The organism is Sporosarcina sp. Y352 (assembly GCF_056786535.1).
Window position 1 is genome coordinate 16,855 of the sequence record NZ_JBXCJE010000015.1, and the last position, 15,649, is coordinate 32,503.

Genomic DNA, 15,649 nt, shown 5'->3' on the forward strand with positions numbered 1-15,649 from the left:
GAGGGATGCGTTAATGGTCATTGTTTCAAAACACCAGGAACCTATCTTGGACAAGGCACAGCTGAATGCGGATATCTCTAAATTCCCGCAAGTGCATCCAATTACAGATGATATGCATATTGAACATAAAGGGGTATCCCGGCTTGTCATGATTGACAGATATTCGTTTAAGGATACGGAAAAGGAAACACTCAAAGTTGGTGATTTCGTCGTCCTAACGGTTAAGGAAGATCCGAAATTCCCGGCACGTGGACTTGGCTTTATCACTGCAATTGATAAAAAAAGTGGAAAAGCAGATATATGGATTGAAAAAGATTTTCGCTCAGCGATCGACAATCCAGTTGAGCAGGAAAAAGGTATCATTACAAGACCGATAGAAGTTCTAGAAAAGCCACTTGAAGTTTTTTATGAGCAAATTGCCAAACGTAATGCGACAGGACTTGCCTCGGTTGAAACGACAGAAGCAAGACGAAAAGAATCGTTCGATCAGTTCTACAATCAATTGTCGAAATTGAATTTCATTCCTGCTGGACGTGTTCTATACGGAGCTGGTTCAGATACTGAAGTGACTTTCTTCAACTGTTATGTTATGCCTTTCGTGGCTGACTCTCGTGAAGGTATTTCTGATCACCGCAAACAAGTGATGGAAATCATGAGTCGCGGTGGTGGTGTTGGGACAAATGGATCCACACTACGACCACGTAACACACTTGCACGCGGCGTCAACGGTAAATCATCCGGGTCGGTTTCTTGGCTCGATGATATAGCTAAATTGACACATCTTGTCGAACAAGGTGGATCTAGACGTGGTGCACAGATGATCATGTTAGCAGATTGGCATCCGGATATTTACGAATTTATCATCTCAAAAATGCAGAATCCTAGAATCCTCCGTTACCTTGTGGAAACTACCGAAGATGAATTGATAAAAAAATTAGCAAATGAAAAACTGAAATTCAAACCGCTTACAGCTCAAGAAGAAGCGATGTACCAAGGGATAATGAACTATCGGACGATTCCTGGTATGGGTGGATTCAATGATGCAATCTTGAAAGATGCTGAAACGAAATTGCGTGATGGGGGAACCTATTCCGTACAAAATGCGGAATTCCTCACAGGTGCAAATATTTCCGTCACATTGACAGACGATTTCATGAAAGCAGTTGAACAGAACGCAGATTATGACCTGCGCTTCCCAGCTGTTGAAAAGTACTCGCCGGAAGAAATGGCTACATACAACGAAGAATGGCATAAAGTCGGCGATGTCCGTGAATGGGAACGTCAAGGGTTTGCAGTTCGTGTATACCGAACAATCAAAGCACGTGCACTTTGGGATCTTATTAACATCTGTGCAACGTACGCCGCTGAACCCGGCATTTTCTTCATCGACAATGCCAACAATGAAACGAATGCCAAAGCTTACGGCCAGCAAGTTGTGGCAACGAACCCATGTGGTGAACAACCACTTGCACCTTACAGCGTTTGCAATTTAGCTGCTGTAAACCTTGCGGAAGTCGCAAATAAAGAGACAAAAACAGTAAATTTCGAAAAATTAAAAGAAATAGTTCGTATTGGTGTTCGAATGCAGGATAATGTTATCGATGCAACGCCATATTTCCTAGCAGAAAACAAAGTACAAGCACTCGGCGAACGTCGTGTTGGGCTCGGCGTCATGGGGCTTGCCGACCTGTTGATCTATTGCGAAAAAGAATACGGTTCTCTTGAAGGCAACGACCTTGTCGACAACGTATTTGAAACGATCGCAACATCTGCTTATCGTGAATCAATCGAACTTGCAAAGGAGAAGGGAAGCTTCCCATTCCTTATCGGTAAGACTGATGAGGAAACATTAGCCCTGCGCAATGCGTTCATCAATACAGGTTTTATGAAAAAAATGCCGGAAGATATTCGCGAGTCTATTTTGGAGCACGGTATTAGAAACTCCCATTTATTAACTGTTGCACCAACTGGATCTACTGGAACCATGGTTGGCGTTAGTACTGGATTGGAACCATATTTCTCCTTTTCTTATTACCGCAGCGGGCGTCTTGGTAAATTCATCGAGGTGAAAGCTGAAATAGTAGAAGAGTATTTGAAGAATAATCCAGCTGCAGATTCGGAAAACTTACCGGAATGGTTTATCTCTTCGATGGCTCTTGCGCCTGAAGCGCATGCAGATGTACAGTGCATCATCCAACGTTGGATTGACAGTTCAATTTCTAAAACGGTCAATGCGCCACGGGGGTATACTGTTAAACAAGTTGAAAGTGTTTATGAGCGTCTCTATAAGGGCGGAGCGAAAGGTGGGACTGTCTATGTGGATGGTAGCCGAGATGCACAAGTCCTGACCTTAAAAGCTGAAGAGAATGAAATGGATTCCGACTATGTTGAAGAAGTAGTTGAACAGCGTAAAGTTGTTCTTGTCAATACAATACAAGATCTACGTTCGACAAACGTTACAATCGGATCTGAAGTCGGTGATACTTGTCCTGTATGTAGAACAGGTACAGTCGAAGAAATGGGCGGCTGTAATACATGTACGAACTGTAATGCCCAATTAAAATGCGGGTTATAAAGCAATATAAAAGCGGAAGCGGCCATAATCGGCAGCTTCCGCTTTTAAATAATTACAGGAACAGTCCCTGCTTCAAGTTCCATTGCATCAACACCATGCTCTTCTAGTTGCAATAATTTCTCAAACGATGCAATTGCAATTTCCACTTGCTTGTCATCAGGGTCTTTCGTTGTCAATAGTTGGAGCCACAAACCGGGATAGCCTAAATACTTCAAGATAGGAACATTGCGAAGCGAATTTGTTATTTGCAGGACTTCAAAAGAAATGCAGAGAACGACTGGAATGAGTAGAATCCTATTTACAATGCGGAACCAAAATGGATCGGCCGGTACAAGGAAATAAACAAACATACCAACAATTACCGTAAACAGCATAAAACTGCTACCGCAACGAAAATGGAGTCTAGATTGTGACTGAACATTTTCAACTGTCATGGGCAAATTATTTTCATATGTGTTGATAACTTTATGCTCTGCACCATGGTACTGGAATACCCTCTTAATGAGCGGTGTCATAGAAATAAGTGAAATATAGGTCAATAGCAAAATGAGCTTAAATAGACTTTCAAGCAAAATTTGTGCTGTTTTTCCTGGTGCAACAAATTGTAGTGCTTGTGCTAGAAAGACGGGGATCAGTGTAAAGAGGAACTTCCCAAATAGTAAAGATAAGACTCCGACAGCTGCGACACCAAGAACCATTACCAATTTGGAGGTTTCTTCTTTTGGTGGAAGAATTTCTTCGCCGGGCATAATATCATAGCGGTCACTGGAAAATGTTAAATGCCGTGACCCGATTCCAGCAGATTCAATTAATGCAACAAATCCACGAATAAATGGGATTTTCTTCATTTTTATCAGAGTATTACTCTTTTCCTTTGGAAGGTGGAAATAATGAATTGTATCGTCCTTTCGCCTAATTGCCGAGATGGTATGATTTTTTCCGGCAAACATAACACCTTCAACTAGTGCTTGACCCCCGTAAGTAGGAGGCTGTTGTTCTTTTTTCATATATTTAGCCCCACTTTCTTTTAATTCAACAAATACTATTAACTCATTATACTAAAAAATAAAGTTACACTCCATAATGATGTTTAAAAAGTTCTAAACCTCCCGACACTTTGTATAGGAGGGATATCTATGATGAATATTACTTTGTTATGGACTGCACTAATCGGAGCCTTAATCACAACGATAGCTCTAAAGTTCCTGCAATTATTCAATTTCATTAATTGGTCACCTATCGGCTGGGCAAAAAAATGGCAGATATTCGTATCAGCTCATTATTCAATAAAATGGATTTTGCTTTTCATGGCTCTTACATTGTTATTTGCCATTCTGTATTTCGTCGTGTCATTCACAACATCAATTCCCCCGTCTATAACCGCGTTAATTCTAGGGTTTATTGTTGTTTTTGCGGTTGAATGGACAATTGGTTCACCGCAAAGTCCTGTAGCTGCAATAAAATCGATATCTATACCTTACCTAGCGTTAATGGCCATAGTGTTCAGATTTATCACAGGAACGGCTGTATTTATGAAGAAATTTTCGGATGAAAGTGTGAAATGAGTTGCTACAAAAGAACGATATGCTAAAATGGGAAAGATAACGGTGAAGGGAATGGTGTGGCAGTGAAGTTACTTATTCTAAACGGACCCAATCTAAACAGGCTTGGTAGTAGGGAGCCAGGTATTTACGGTGCTGAAACATTAGCAGATGTTGAAAGTAAACTAGACAAGGCTGCGTCGCTCCATGATGTTGAACTATCATTCTTCCAATCGAACTGGGAGGGTGCACTAGTCGATAAGATCCACGAAGCTGGTGACACCAGTCTTGATGGCATTATTTTTAATCCTGGAGCGTTTACACACTATAGCATTGCTCTACGTGATGCAATCGCATCTGTCGATGTGCCTGTCATTGAGATCCATATATCAAACATACATAGCCGAGAGCCGTTTAGAGAGAAGTCTGTCATTGCACCGGTCTGTATCGGTCAGTTAACTGGATTTGGCACTGACGGATATCAACTGGCCTTTCAAGCATTTCTTCTCCGGAGAAAAGGGGTATGAAACTGTGAAATTGACAAAAATACGGGAACTGTTAATCGAACATGGCATTGATGCACTGCTAATCACAAACGAATTCAACCGTCGTTATATGACAGGATTCACAGGTACCGCTGGGCTTGCGCTAATCTCGGCTGATGATGCAGTATTCATCACAGATTTTCGTTATACGGAACAGGCGGAAAAAGAGATTCAAGGTTTCCGTATCGTCCAGCATACGGCAACAATCATAGAAGAAGTAGCAATCCAGGCGAAAAAAATGAAACTTCGTACTATCGGTTTCGAAAAAGATAATGTATCATTCGGTCTTTATGAGCTTTACAATGAAAAAGTTGATGCGGAGCTGAAACCAGTCTCGGGTCTTGTTGAAAAACTACGTATGGTGAAAACGGAAGATGAGCTTATCATTTTGAAAAAAGCGGCTAAGATTGCAGATGACGCATTCACACATATTTGCGGTTTTATCAAACCGGGTCTCACAGAGTTGGAAGTATCGAATGAGCTGGAGTTTTCCATGCGAAGTCAAGGAGCTACGTCATCATCATTCTCTATTATTGTTGCTTCCGGTTTGCGCGGAGCATTGCCCCATGGTGTAGCAACAAATAAAGTAATCAATTCGGGTGACTTTGTCACTTTAGACTTCGGTGCGTTGTATGAAGGTTATATTTCAGACATTACACGTACTGTTGCTGTAGGTGAGCCTTCAGCAAAACTAAAAGAAATCTATGAAGTGACTTTAGATGCCCAAGAACTTGCTTTAAAAGAGATTAAACCGGGTATGACAGGAATAGAAGCGGATGCGATTGCTCGCGATTATATTAAGTCTATGGGCTATGGCGAAGCATTTGGACATTCTACAGGACATGGTATAGGTCTGGAAGTTCATGAAGGACCCGGACTATCTTATCGATCTGAATTGATTCTGGAACCCAATATGACTGTAACTGTAGAGCCTGGGATATATTTACCTGGAATCGGTGGCGTACGTATTGAAGATGACATCATCATAACCGTTGACGGCAACGAACGTTTAACGCACTCAACAAAAGAACTACTTATCTTATAATCTATCATCCATTGGAGGAAATACTATGATTTCAGTAAACGATTTTAAAACAGGATTAACAATTGAATTTGACGGAGACATTTGGCGTGTAATGGACTTCCAACACGTAAAACCAGGAAAAGGTGCAGCTTTCGTACGTTCAAAACTGCGCAACCTACGTTCAGGTAACGTCAATGAAAAAACATTCCGTGCCGGAGAAAAAGTTGCTAGAGCACAAATCGATAACCGCCGTATGCAATACTTGTACGCAAATGGAGACGAACATATCTTTATGGATAATGAATCTTACGAGCAGATTGAACTTCCTGAAAAACAAATTGAAGACGAATTGAAGTTTTTGAAAGAGAACATGGAAGTTCATATTATTCTCTTTAAAGATGAGGTACTTGGCGTTGAATTGCCGGTAACAGTCGTTTTAGAAGTTGCTGAAACGGAGCCAGGTATTAAAGGCGACACAGCAAGCGGTGGATCTAAGCCGGCTAAAATGGAAACAGGTGTCGTCGTACAAGTGCCATTCTTCGTCAACACCGGCGACAAACTAATCATCAACACAGTAGAATCTGAATACGTTTCTAGAGCATAAAGAAACATACTAAGTCAATCGAAGAATCCAAAAAGTCATGCTACCCAAATGGGTGGCATGACTTTTTTACATATATTGAACCCCTAGCACATAGGATGTTGCAATGGGGGGAACACCGGATGGAACTAAATGATTTGCTACGAGTTGCCGGTATCGGATTAGTCATCGGTTTTCTGCATATTTTTTTCGAGCAGACTGGCAGAAAGGAATTTTCTTTCTTCTTGTTTTTCATCGCTTATATTTACATCACTGCTGAAATGCTCCGCTTCCTAAGGATTTTCTTCTCGGAAATTACGGAGTTTTTCCAGTGGTTGTCCATGTCGGTCTGATGCTGACTTTAGTTCAGACCATTGTCGTCTTCCTAATTCTCCTCCTCATTTCATTTACTGTACCCAAATTACAGCCGTTGTTGTATACATCTATTTTTCTCTATTTTTTATTTCATATATTTCTCACCATTGTTTTCCCATTCGTCATCTACTTTTTAACTCTTTTTGAACCGTTACCGGAACCATTTGCAAAGTTACTGATTGGCAGCGCCATTCTCTTTTTATTATCTGAGCTCATTGCAAAACATATCGCTGAAGCAGGTTACGGTTCATTAGCGGCAATCGCTCATTTCGCCGTAAAGATTGCAATACTTACTCTTTGGATGGAACAGACATCCAAACTAATAGATTTACTATTAAAACTCATCACAAAATGAACGGACGGGGCCATCCATGATCTCTTTTATAGAAACGCTACTCGGAACCGTATTATCAAGCTTTGTCATCGTCATCATCTCTGCATTTATGGCTTTGCTAGTAGATTTCCTATTCCCTACGTTTACGAAATGGACGAGGATGATTCTCATATTCATTGTAATAACGGTAGCTTTGCAGCCAGCATTTGAACATTTAAATCTTATTCGGGATATTGCGCATTCCATATCAATGATGTTCATTTCCATTTATCCGATTTTGACAGCCAGTATGATCGCTACAGGCGGAGCATTCAGCATGCTAAATTTCCAACCGGCAATGCTACTGTTTGCAAATGGTGCAATCGTTTTGACAGAACGTGTTCTGATTCCTCTTTTGACTGCAGCATTGATATTAGATTTAGTTTCCAGAATACTTCCACCCGTTCCTTTTACAAAAATGGCGGATTTAATTCGGACGAGCCTTCTAGGTGCGGTATCGGCGGTAGTAGCAGCTTATTCAATTTTTATCACGGTGGGAGGTACGATGTCTTGGGCGCTTACGGGTTTGACGAGTGAGCCTATTAAAGAACTCATTCGTCAAAACGTTCCACTCATCGGCTCTTTCATGACTGATAGTATGGGGACAATCGGCCGCTATTCATCGGGAGCAAGTGTTTTTGCAGGAGGATGGCTAATATCTGCAATTTGGACAGTGGCGCTTATTCCGTCATTCAAAACATTAATCACCGCATTCTTTTATAGATGGACTGCGGCTCTCATTGAACCATTTGCAAATGAAGATATCACGGGTATTTTGGATGATATCGGGCGGACGTTATTCGTGTTATGTGCAATCTCTTTTCTTATTGCTTTTGCATTTATCTACACGGCACTATTTTCAATTATCCTTGTAAAGTTGATTACTACGATGAAATGAGGCTGGAAATGGAGTCTTTTTAACTGGAATTCTGCTGATCACACTATTATCTGCAACAATCTTGTTATTATTTTCAAACGAAACAGAAGAGAAATTCATACCCATTATTAAACTTGCAATTGGTATCTGGATGATTCAATCAATCTTCACAATAATTGGTCATAGCCTCTCGTGAAACTGCATAAAATGAATCATTGATGACAGGTCGTACAACCGGCTCAATGAACGGAAATGGTGATGATATGCAAAAACCAAAAAGGAAAATCCATACTGTCCTCCTCGGGACGATTGTTCTCCTGGTCATCATTTTCATCAATTCCAGTCTTGATGTCATCGGGGGGGGGAAGGAAAAAAAGGAGGAGAGCCGGGAATATGCTGCATTAGAAGAGGCGCTTATGAGAACTGAGGGAATAGGGGAAGTTTTACTCTACCCCCATTATGAAGGTGGAGAATCTGCAAATCCGCTATCCGATTACTTTTCAATATCCAAAGCATCGACTACAAAAGGAAATCAGTTGCAAGGCATTCTAGTCGTTGCAGAAGGCGCGGAAGATTTCAAGATGAAAAACGAACTATCCAAGATCTTGTCTACCGTACTTCAGCTACCCGAATACCGAATCGTCATCGTTGAAATGGAGAAAAGGGGGAACACTAATGAAAACGAATAAAAGAACAGTATGGTTTTTGACATTGCTAAGCCTGGTTGCAGTCATCTCGATCTATTACATCAAAGAAAAAGCGCCGATGCCGTTCGACGGGATCACCATTTTTAAGGACTCGGACAAAGCCATTAATTTGAACGAGGAAGCTGATGGTACAGATAAAACGACGCCCGTATTTGCTGAAGCGTTGCTCTTTGAGGAAATGCGGATGGAAGTTCGCAATGAGCGAAGTAAAATGGAAGATCAGTTATTGACTAAAATGACATCTTCAGAGTATACGGCAGAGGAAAAAAACAAAGTGTTCGATGAGATGGCCATGCTTAATAAACAAGAATCAGCCGAAGCGCTCATGGAATTACAAATTAAAGCGTTGGGGTATCCTGAAGCATTCGTACACAATCAAGATGGTGATGTAAAAATCACTGTCCTTTCTTCGGAAGGTCAATCAGCACAAATGGCAGAAGAGATTACCCATTTCGTCATGACAAGTTGGAAAGATGCCAGGGTCGTTCAAGTTTCTTTCACTGGCGACTCGGAATAACCTAACAAATTGAAGGCCCTGGATAGGGTCTTTTTTTTTTGCTAAATCAATATACAATGCGGCATAACTGTGCGTTTCCAGGCACTCTCTGTGTACCAATTAATCTTTTTCGTAGCTGGAAGATGACTTCAGCTTTTGATCATTTCCCTCAAACTTTGAGGGAAATGACCTTTATCTATTTCAATATGACGTGAAAACGTCTAAAATAGATATAGAACGTATTAAAATGGAGTCAGGAGAATCGATCATGCTAAAAATTCAAGAAATCCGTGAAATTATTAAACTAATTGATCAATCTTCAATTGAAAAATTTTCTTATGAATTAGATGGTGCAAAACTGGAATTAAAAAAAGGAAGTACTAAGCATTCCACTTCAGTAGTTGAAGCAGCACAACCTGCTCAGCAAGTAGTTGCTGAAAAACCGGCGCAACCAGTAGTAGAGGTAAGTTTACTTCCAGAGGAGTCGCCAACTACTTCTGAAGTTGCAACACAATCGGACGATTCATCATTGACCAAAGTTATTTCACCAATGGTTGGTACTTTCTATTCTGCATCTTCACCGGAAGTACCGGCGTATGTACAGATTGGCGATAAGGTGAAAGCTGAATCAATCGTTTGTATCGTAGAAGCAATGAAGTTATTCAATGAAATTGAAGCGGAAGTTTCTGGGGAAATTGTTGAGATTCTCGTAAAAGACGGGCAACTCGTAGAATATGGCCAGCCCCTCTTCCTCGTAAAAGCTAATTGAAGGGGGAGTAACGTATGAAGAAAGTGTTGATTGCAAACCGTGGTGAAATTGCAGTTCGTATAATCCGAGCTTGTAAAGAGCTTGGCATGAAGACAGTTGCAGTTTATTCTGAAGCTGATCAGGATGCTCTGCATGTTGAATTGGCTGATGAAGCTTATTGCATCGGTCCAAAGTTATCTAAAGACAGTTATCTTAACTTTTCCAATATTATTAGTGTCGCAAAACTTACCGGATGTGATGGCATTCACCCGGGTTATGGTTTCCTGGCGGAAAATGCAAGTTTCGCGGAACTTTGTGAAGAGGTCAATATCGAATTTATAGGTCCGACCGCAGATTCAATTTCGAGGATGGGAACGAAAGACGTAGCTCGTGAAACTATGAAGAGTGCTGGCGTTCCGATTGTTCCAGGTTCAACGGGAATCGTAGCTGATGAGCAAGAAGGCCTCCGTATCGCTGAAGAAATTGGTTTTCCGGTCATCATCAAAGCAACGGCAGGCGGAGGCGGTAAAGGGATTCGTGTTGCGAGGGATGCTGAAGAGCTGGTAAGTGGAATCAAAATTACACAAAAAGAAGCTGCTGCTGCTTTCGGTAATCCAGGTGTCTATCTTGAAAAATTCATTGAAGTTTTCCGTCATGTTGAAGTTCAGATACTAGCCGACAAATACGGTAATACGATTCATCTAGGTGAGCGGGATTGTTCCATTCAGCGTAGAATGCAGAAGTTATTAGAAGAAGCACCTTCACCAGCGCTGACACCTGAACTTCGTCACTCTTTAGGGGAAGCAGCTGTCAAAGCGGCGGAAGCCGTGAATTATAGAGGTGCAGGTACGGTTGAATTTATTTTTGATCATATCAATCAAAAGTTCTATTTCATGGAGATGAACACCCGTATCCAAGTAGAACATACGATAACAGAAATGATTACGGGTATCGATTTAGTTCAGCAACAACTTAAAATTGCATCAGGTGAAAAATTGGTCTATCGTCAATCTGATATTAAAATCAACGGCTGGTCTATTGAGTGTCGTATTAATGCAGAAAACCCATCGAAAAACTTTATGCCCTCACCAGGTAAGGTTACGATGTATATGCCTCCGGGCGGTTTTGGTGTTCGGGTAGACTCGGCGATGTATACAGGTTATTCCATTCCACCATTTTACGATTCTATGGTTGCAAAGCTGATTGTTCATGCGGACACTAGGGAGGAAGCTGTAGCAAGGATGAAACGGGCACTTGATGAATTCATCATCGAAGGCGTAGATACAACCATCCCATTCCATTTGAACCTAATGGATAACGAAGTTTTCAAGTCTGGCGATTTCGATACAAAATTCCTTGAAAAGTACACAATTATGAACTAACGGAGAGGAGAATCTGGATGTCTGATAATACAATTCCAACATTGGTTGGATTGGCTCCATCGGGAAGCAGTGAACTTGGACACGTCCATCTTGCTCCTGAAGTTCTTGAAGTAATTATTGGTATTGCGACGACAGAAATAAAAGGCGTTGCATACACAAGAGGAAACTTTGCAACAGGTGTTGCGGAGAAGTTTGGAAAAGTGAATCATGGTAAGGGAGTCAAAACGGAATGGACTGAACAAGGTTTGATGATCGATGTTCATTGTGTTGTCGAGTATGGATATTCTTTACCCGCAATCGCATTGGAAATCCAAAAACAAATACGTCATGCAATATTCCACATGACATCCCTTGAAACAACAGAAGTCAATGTTCATATTACAGGGATTCAGATTGAAGCTGGAACCGAAACCGTATGATCTGAAAAGCATCATTCTATCGGATGATGCTTTTCAAATTGTCTTACTGTATCTGGACAACCAACTTATGCTATGATAATGCCCTAGAGATACGGTAGTGGAGGAGAATAATATTATGAAACGACGAGAAGCACGCGAAAAAGCTGTACAAACACTTTTTCAGCTTGATAATACAGAACTGAGTATAAATGAGGCAATCACTTACATTATTGAAGAGCCGGTGAACCGGTTTTATGAACAAATTGTTCGTGGTACTGTAGAGAATAAGGAAGAGATTGATGAAGTCCTTACCGAAAAGCTGGAAAATTGGTCTTTGGACCGCCTCCCTAAAATCGAACGGACCGTTTTACGAATCGCTGTCTATGAACTGCTATACAATAAAGAAGTACCACACAGGGTTGTAATAAATGAAGCAATCGAACTTTGTAAAACATTTGGCGATGAAAAATCAGGCCGATTTGTAAATGGCGTACTATCGAAATTCGAAGAAAAATAATTGGATTGTTTGGAGGAACCATGATGACTGACAAACGGATTGATGGAACAGCAATTGGTAAGGAAATCAGGGAAGAAATAAAGCACAGAGTAACTACGCTTAGGGCAAATGGCTGTCAGCCAGGCCTAGCAGTAGTCTTAGTCGGTGAAAACCAAGCTTCCCGTACATACGTTAGAAACAAACAGAAATCGAGTCTGGAAGCGGGCATGAAATCGGAATTAATTGAACTTCCCGCTACGGTATCCGAAGAGGAGTTACTTAATCACGTTATTAGATTAAACAATGATAATTCAATTCATGGCATACTTGTTCAATTACCATTACCTGACCATATCGATGAGAACCTCGTTATTCGTGCCATCGATCCTACAAAGGACGTCGATGGATTCCACCCGGAAAATGTTGGGAAAATGATAATTGGTCAAAAAGCATTCCTGTCATGCACACCATACGGGATCATTAAACTTCTTGAGCGGACAGGCACTGAAATTAGCGGCAAGCATGCAGTTATTGTTGGACGTAGCAATATAGTGGGGAAACCGATGGGTCAATTACTGTTGCAACGCGATGCCACAGTCACATACTGCCATTCCAAAACAAAGGATTTAGCATCCTTTACAAAACAGGCGGATATTCTAATCGTCGCAATTGGAAAGACAAAATTCATTACAGAAGAGCATATAAAAGACGGTGCTGTCGTTATTGATGTAGGCATGAACCGTGATGAGAACGGAAAACTTTGCGGAGATGTCGATTTTGAATCAGCAATAACGAAAGCTTCTGCTATAACACCGGTACCTGGCGGAGTAGGTCCAATGACAATTACCATGCTTCTAAAAAACACTCTTCACAGTGCTGAAAAAGCATATGAAGAAGGTAGACACTCACAAAAATAATAAAAAACCGGACGGACGCTGTTTTTCATCGAAAAGACAGCGTCTCTATACGTCAATAATCGGGGAGGCGGGACTGTTGGCCGGAGATCCACACTTGTCTGTACAAGCATTAACAAAATATATTAAACGAAAGTTTGATGCAGACCCTCATTTGCGAAATGTCTTTGTCAAAGGAGAACTATCGAATGTTAAAAGCCATCCGAGCGGTCATATCTACTTTACTTTAAAAGACGAAAAAAGCCGAATTCAGTCAGCGATGTTCCGTTCTAGCGCAGCTGGACTTAAGTTCAAACCTGAAAACGGTATGAATGTTCTCATTACGGGTGACGTAACTGTTTTTGAAACGAGCGGAAATTATCAATTGTATGTACAATCCATGCAACCTGATGGCATCGGAGCATTATATCTTGCTTTTGAACAATTGAAAGAAAACCTAGGTAAAGAAGGTCTTTTCGATGCAAGATGGAAAAAACCACTTCCACTCTATCCAAATAAAATCGGTGTGGTTACGGCCCAAACAGGCGCAGCGATTCAAGATATCTGCTCCACAATTGAACGGCGTTATCCGCTTGCTGAAATCATATTATTTCCCGCGGTAGTACAAGGGCCGCAAGCGGCGCCTTCCATCATCAAATCAATTCAACAAGCGGATAATTATGGTTCTCTCGATGTCCTTATCGTGGGAAGAGGCGGCGGTTCAATTGAAGATTTATGGGCATTCAATGAAGAGTCAGTTGCACGGGCAATATTTTCTTGCCGTTTACCGGTTATTAGTGCTGTTGGACATGAGACGGATACAACAATTGCTGACTTCGTGTCGGACAAAAGGGCACCTACCCCAACTGCGGCTGCCGAGATGGCCGTACCGGCGCGAGAAGAGTTGTTTGAAAGGCTATTGGATCGTAAGAGGTCAATTTATAATTCCTTATCCAATCAAATTAAAAATGAGCGCAAACGTTTAACAAGTTTACAAAATTCCTATCCACTTCAATTTCCAGAACGATTATATCGTCCGTTTACTGAGAGATTGATTGGGTTTGAAGGAAGACTGCTTAGAAGTGGTAACGATATAACAAGCTCTCGAACATCGCGATACCAAAGATTAAGTGCCCTGCTTTCCACTTATTCCCCGGATCAGCGAATTAAAGAAGGTTACCGGGACATAACGGTAGTAACTGAACGTCTCACAAGAAGTGTACAACAAGACCTACGCATGAGAAGTGAGCGTTTTCACGCATCTGTACGAATGTTGCAGGCGCTGAATCCACTAACGATTATGGAACGAGGCTATTCAATTGTTTATAAAAACAGCGAGGTCATCAATTCCGCTGAATTACTGGAAGTTGGGAAAGAAATTCGGATTCGTTTGCATGATGGTACAGCGGAAGCGACAATCCAATCAATTAAGATAAGCGATGGGGAGGAAATATAATTGGAAAAAGAGTCAATCCGCTTTGAAGAAGCGATGTTGAAATTAGAAGAGGTGGTCCAGAAACTCGAGACAGGCGATGTACCCCTTGAAGATGCCATCACACTGTATAAAAGAGGAATGGAGCTTTCTGGTTTTTGCCATGGTAAACTACAGGATGCTGAAAAACAACTAATCTCTATTATTGACAAAGATGGAAACGAAACAGAATTCAATCCGGCAAAAGGAAGCGATTCAAATGAATGAGAAACTACAACAATTTATCACAGAAAAGCTCCCGGTTATTGAAGGTAAGCTAAATATTATGATTGACTCAATGACAGTATCAGAAACTTTAAAATCCTCGATGGCCTATTCAATTAATGCCGGCGGGAAACGAATCCGGCCACTCCTCGTCCTAGCCACGCTAGAAGATTTAGGTGCCAAATCAGAAGATGCTTTGACGGTTGCATGCGCAGTTGAATTGTTACATACTTATTCCCTAATCCATGATGATTTACCGTGCATGGATAATGATGATTTCAGACGTGGAAAACCGACGAATCATGTTGTTTACGGGGAGGCTGTAGCAGTTCTTGCAGGAGATGCGCTTCAGGCCCTTGCGTTTGGAAGTCTATCTCGTCTTACAGTTACGAGTGCCGAAAACGCTCTTCAAATCGTCCGTTTACTTTCGGATGCATCTGGAGCAAGAGGTATGGTCGGCGGTCAAGTGCTTGATATTGAAGGGGAGAAAAAAGCTTTATCTATATCCGAACTCGAAACCATTCATATCAACAAAACGGGTGCTTTGTTGTCATTTTGCATTGAAGCTGGGGCAATACTTGCAGGATTATCTGGTGAAAAATCAGCACAATTGAAAAAGTATGCATTTAACATAGGCCTTGCTTTTCAAATACAGGACGATATTTTAGATGTTACTTCTACGACAGAAGAACTAGGGAAGACTGCGGGTAGCGACACGATAAGTGATAAGTCGACATATCCGTCATTGCTCGGTTTGGATGGTGCTATTGTACGACTTACTGAACACCATCAGGTAGCAAAACAATCACTTTCATTTTTGAAAGTAGATCAACCACTTCTCGGATTATTCGCAGATTATATCGTCGAAAGAAAATCTTGAAATGACCGTAATTGTTGTACTGGACGTCTTACTTGATATAATGGGTTCTTAGCAGTAACATTC

Annotated in this window: 19 protein-coding genes; 18 read left to right on the forward strand and 1 reads right to left on the reverse strand. The window is 41.2% G+C overall.

Going from position 1 to position 15,649, the window contains the following annotated elements; translation table 11 throughout:
- Positions 1–13: 13 nt before the first annotated feature.
- Positions 14–2,575, forward strand: a complete 2,562-nt coding sequence (locus AC1TO6_RS18320; RefSeq protein ID WP_482103067.1) for a vitamin B12-dependent ribonucleotide reductase — start codon at positions 14–16, stop codon at positions 2,573–2,575.
- A gap of 44 nt (positions 2,576–2,619) precedes the next feature.
- On the opposite strand, the gene AC1TO6_RS18325 is transcribed toward AC1TO6_RS18320, so the two are convergent.
- Positions 2,620–3,582, reverse strand: a complete 963-nt coding sequence (locus AC1TO6_RS18325; protein WP_482103068.1) for a DUF1385 domain-containing protein — start codon at positions 3,580–3,582, stop codon at positions 2,620–2,622.
- 129 nt (positions 3,583–3,711) lie between these two features.
- Here AC1TO6_RS18325 and AC1TO6_RS18330 point away from each other — a divergent pair, with 129 nt between their 5' ends.
- The 17 genes from AC1TO6_RS18330 (at position 3,712) to AC1TO6_RS18410 (ending at position 15,586) form a co-directional block, all read left to right on the forward strand.
- Positions 3,712–4,140 carry a hypothetical protein gene (locus tag AC1TO6_RS18330; protein ID WP_482103069.1) on the forward strand — a complete coding sequence of 143 codons (429 nt, stop codon included), beginning with the start codon at positions 3,712–3,714 and terminating at the stop codon, positions 4,138–4,140.
- A 62-nt stretch (positions 4,141–4,202) separates the two neighbouring features.
- A complete protein-coding gene (aroQ, locus tag AC1TO6_RS18335; protein ID WP_482103122.1) occupies positions 4,203–4,643 on the forward strand; it encodes a type II 3-dehydroquinate dehydratase in 441 nt (146 codons plus the stop codon).
- Between the two features lie 4 nt (positions 4,644–4,647).
- Positions 4,648–5,706 (forward strand): M24 family metallopeptidase, encoded by a 1,059-nt coding sequence (locus AC1TO6_RS18340; RefSeq protein ID WP_482103070.1) that lies wholly within the window; start codon positions 4,648–4,650, stop codon positions 5,704–5,706.
- A gap of 25 nt (positions 5,707–5,731) precedes the next feature.
- Complete coding sequence (gene efp / locus AC1TO6_RS18345; RefSeq protein WP_482103071.1) at positions 5,732–6,289, forward strand: elongation factor P; 558 nt, start codon at positions 5,732–5,734, stop codon at positions 6,287–6,289.
- Positions 6,290–6,408: 119 nt separating this feature from the next.
- Positions 6,409–6,618 carry a SpoIIIAC/SpoIIIAD family protein gene (locus tag AC1TO6_RS18350; protein WP_482103072.1) on the forward strand — a complete coding sequence of 70 codons (210 nt, stop codon included), beginning with the start codon at positions 6,409–6,411 and terminating at the stop codon, positions 6,616–6,618.
- Positions 6,597–6,995 (forward strand): hypothetical protein, encoded by a 399-nt coding sequence (locus AC1TO6_RS18355; protein ID WP_482103073.1) that lies wholly within the window; start codon positions 6,597–6,599, stop codon positions 6,993–6,995. The genes AC1TO6_RS18350 and AC1TO6_RS18355 overlap by 22 nt, the downstream gene beginning before the upstream one ends.
- A gap of 16 nt (positions 6,996–7,011) precedes the next feature.
- Positions 7,012–7,911: a stage III sporulation protein AE gene (locus AC1TO6_RS18360; protein WP_482103074.1), complete on the forward strand. Its 900-nt coding sequence runs from the start codon at positions 7,012–7,014 to the stop codon at positions 7,909–7,911.
- Between the two features lie 197 nt (positions 7,912–8,108).
- Positions 8,109–8,579 carry a hypothetical protein gene (locus tag AC1TO6_RS18365; RefSeq protein WP_482103075.1) on the forward strand — a complete coding sequence of 157 codons (471 nt, stop codon included), beginning with the start codon at positions 8,109–8,111 and terminating at the stop codon, positions 8,577–8,579.
- Complete coding sequence (locus AC1TO6_RS18370) at positions 8,566–9,114, forward strand: SpoIIIAH-like family protein (protein ID WP_482103076.1); 549 nt, start codon at positions 8,566–8,568, stop codon at positions 9,112–9,114. Before AC1TO6_RS18365 ends, AC1TO6_RS18370 begins: the two co-directional genes overlap by 14 nt.
- 247 nt (positions 9,115–9,361) lie before the next feature.
- On the forward strand, positions 9,362–9,862 hold the full coding sequence (gene accB / locus AC1TO6_RS18375) for an acetyl-CoA carboxylase biotin carboxyl carrier protein (protein WP_482103077.1): 501 nt from the start codon (positions 9,362–9,364) through the stop codon (positions 9,860–9,862).
- 14 nt (positions 9,863–9,876) lie between these two features.
- Positions 9,877–11,223: an acetyl-CoA carboxylase biotin carboxylase subunit gene (gene accC / locus AC1TO6_RS18380; RefSeq protein WP_482103078.1), complete on the forward strand. Its 1,347-nt coding sequence runs from the start codon at positions 9,877–9,879 to the stop codon at positions 11,221–11,223.
- 17 nt (positions 11,224–11,240) lie between these two features.
- Complete coding sequence (locus AC1TO6_RS18385) at positions 11,241–11,642, forward strand: Asp23/Gls24 family envelope stress response protein (RefSeq protein WP_482103079.1); 402 nt, start codon at positions 11,241–11,243, stop codon at positions 11,640–11,642.
- A 115-nt stretch (positions 11,643–11,757) separates the two neighbouring features.
- Positions 11,758–12,138, forward strand: a complete 381-nt coding sequence (nusB, locus tag AC1TO6_RS18390; protein WP_482103080.1) for a transcription antitermination factor NusB — start codon at positions 11,758–11,760, stop codon at positions 12,136–12,138.
- A gap of 23 nt (positions 12,139–12,161) precedes the next feature.
- Entirely contained in the window at positions 12,162–13,034 is an 873-nt protein-coding gene (gene folD / locus AC1TO6_RS18395; RefSeq protein WP_482103081.1) for a bifunctional methylenetetrahydrofolate dehydrogenase/methenyltetrahydrofolate cyclohydrolase FolD, read from the forward strand.
- 76 nt (positions 13,035–13,110) lie between these two features.
- Positions 13,111–14,466 carry an exodeoxyribonuclease VII large subunit gene (gene xseA / locus AC1TO6_RS18400; RefSeq protein ID WP_482103082.1) on the forward strand — a complete coding sequence of 452 codons (1,356 nt, stop codon included), beginning with the start codon at positions 13,111–13,113 and terminating at the stop codon, positions 14,464–14,466.
- Positions 14,467–14,709, forward strand: a complete 243-nt coding sequence (locus AC1TO6_RS18405) for an exodeoxyribonuclease VII small subunit (protein WP_482103083.1) — start codon at positions 14,467–14,469, stop codon at positions 14,707–14,709.
- Positions 14,702–15,586, forward strand: coding sequence for a polyprenyl synthetase family protein (locus AC1TO6_RS18410; RefSeq protein ID WP_482103084.1), 885 nt, complete (start codon positions 14,702–14,704; stop codon positions 15,584–15,586). The genes AC1TO6_RS18405 and AC1TO6_RS18410 overlap by 8 nt, the downstream gene beginning before the upstream one ends.
- The last annotated feature ends 63 nt before the right edge of the window (positions 15,587–15,649 follow it).

What these genes read in the sequence shown, in the direction of transcription:
- AC1TO6_RS18320 (WP_482103067.1), top strand. Translation starts at nt 14, where the DNA reads ATGGTCATTGTTTCAAAACACCAGGAACCTATCTTGGACAAGGCACAG.
- AC1TO6_RS18325 (WP_482103068.1), bottom strand. Translation starts at nt 3,582, where the DNA reads ATGAAAAAAGAACAACAGCCTCCTACTTACGGGGGTCAAGCACTAGTT.
- AC1TO6_RS18330 (WP_482103069.1), top strand. Translation starts at nt 3,712, where the DNA reads ATGATGAATATTACTTTGTTATGGACTGCACTAATCGGAGCCTTAATC.
- efp (WP_482103071.1), top strand. Translation starts at nt 5,732, where the DNA reads ATGATTTCAGTAAACGATTTTAAAACAGGATTAACAATTGAATTTGAC.
- AC1TO6_RS18350 (WP_482103072.1), top strand. Translation starts at nt 6,409, where the DNA reads ATGGAACTAAATGATTTGCTACGAGTTGCCGGTATCGGATTAGTCATC.
- AC1TO6_RS18360 (WP_482103074.1), top strand. Translation starts at nt 7,012, where the DNA reads ATGATCTCTTTTATAGAAACGCTACTCGGAACCGTATTATCAAGCTTT.
- AC1TO6_RS18365 (WP_482103075.1), top strand. Translation starts at nt 8,109, where the DNA reads ATGACAGGTCGTACAACCGGCTCAATGAACGGAAATGGTGATGATATG.
- AC1TO6_RS18370 (WP_482103076.1), top strand. Translation starts at nt 8,566, where the DNA reads ATGAAAACGAATAAAAGAACAGTATGGTTTTTGACATTGCTAAGCCTG.
- accB (WP_482103077.1), top strand. Translation starts at nt 9,362, where the DNA reads ATGCTAAAAATTCAAGAAATCCGTGAAATTATTAAACTAATTGATCAA.
- accC (WP_482103078.1), top strand. Translation starts at nt 9,877, where the DNA reads ATGAAGAAAGTGTTGATTGCAAACCGTGGTGAAATTGCAGTTCGTATA.
- AC1TO6_RS18385 (WP_482103079.1), top strand. Translation starts at nt 11,241, where the DNA reads ATGTCTGATAATACAATTCCAACATTGGTTGGATTGGCTCCATCGGGA.
- nusB (WP_482103080.1), top strand. Translation starts at nt 11,758, where the DNA reads ATGAAACGACGAGAAGCACGCGAAAAAGCTGTACAAACACTTTTTCAG.
- folD (WP_482103081.1), top strand. Translation starts at nt 12,162, where the DNA reads ATGACTGACAAACGGATTGATGGAACAGCAATTGGTAAGGAAATCAGG.
- AC1TO6_RS18410 (WP_482103084.1), top strand. Translation starts at nt 14,702, where the DNA reads ATGAATGAGAAACTACAACAATTTATCACAGAAAAGCTCCCGGTTATT.